The sequence below is a fragment of the Pseudomonas protegens genome, assembly GCF_003732485.1.
In the GTDB taxonomy this organism is placed as follows: Bacteria; Pseudomonadota; Gammaproteobacteria; order Pseudomonadales; family Pseudomonadaceae; genus Aquipseudomonas; species Aquipseudomonas protegens_B.
This window is the reverse complement of the sequence record NZ_MOAK01000016.1, coordinates 1-1,205: the sequence shown is the minus strand read 5'-3', so window position 1 is coordinate 1,205 and position 1,205 is coordinate 1. Positions and strand designations below refer to the sequence as shown.

The window sequence follows — 1,205 nt, the reverse complement described above, 5'->3', positions numbered from 1 at the left end:
GGCGCGGGGCTCAACGCGAGCAATATCGACCAGTTCGAAATCATCACCCGCAGCGCGAAAATCAACGCCGAGATCCAGGCCAAGCACCTGGCGGTGATCGCCGGGGCCAATGACGTCGACGCCAAGACCTTGAACGCCACGGCCCGCACCGCCAACCCGGCGGATGCGCCGCAACTGGCCATCGACTCATCAGCCCTGGGCGGCATGTACGCCGGGGCCATCAAGCTGGTGGGTACTGAGGCCGGGGTCGGGGTCAAGCTCGACGGCAAGCTGATCGCCAGTGGCGGTGATATCCAACTGGATGCCAACGGCCAGTTGCGCATGGCTGACGCCACCGCCGAAAAGGGCGCGGTGGCGATCAAGGCCGGCAGCCTCGATGCCCAGGGCGCGGTCTACGCCGGCAGCGATCTCAAGGTGCAAACCCAAGACGACCTGAACAACCACAGCACCCTGGCGGCAGCCAACAGCATCAATCTGGGCAGCGGCGGGCAACTGAACAACCACGGCATCATCGAAGCCGGGGTCAACCTCGACAACAGCCGCAACCCGAATGGCGATGTCACCCTGACGGCGCAAAACCTGAACAACAGCGGCAAGAGCGTGGTGGCCAGCCGTGATCTGACGGTCACGACCACCCAGACCCTGAACAACCAGGGCGGCACCCTGAGTGGGCAGCGCCAGGTGACGGTCAGTGCCGGGACTCTGGATAACAGTCATCAGGGCAAGCTGCTGAGCGCCGAGCGCCTGCAACTCAATGCCGAGCAAGTGCGCAACGGCCAGGGCGGCCTGATCAAGAGCCAGCAGTCCCTCAATGCCACCCTCGGCCACTTGGGCAACAGCGGTGGCGAGCTGTCGAGCCAGGGCAGCAGCACCCTGGTGCTGGCCGGCATGGACAACCTCACCGGCGTGGTACTGGCGCAACAGACCCTGGAGATTACCGGTACTGCGGAACTGGACAACCAGGGTGGGCTGCTGTCGGGCTGGCAGGGCCTGACCCTCAAGGGCACCGGCCTGAACAACAGCAACAAAGGCACCGTCTCCAGCCTCAAGGGCGGTGTCGACATCAGCCTCAGCAACGCCTTGAACAACAGCCAGGGCGGCGCCCTGGTCAGCCAGCAGGCCCTGGACGTCAAGGCCGCGAGCCTCGACAACAGCCTCAAGGGCGTGATCTCCAGCGCGGGTGCACAGAGCCTCAAACTCAGCGA

General features: G+C 64.9%; 1 protein-coding gene. It reads left to right on the top strand.

Annotated features, from left to right (window positions below):
• Positions 1 to 1,205: two-partner secretion domain-containing protein (locus tag BLX41_RS01840; RefSeq protein ID WP_473241672.1), on the top strand; the 1,205-nt coding region annotated here is incomplete at both ends.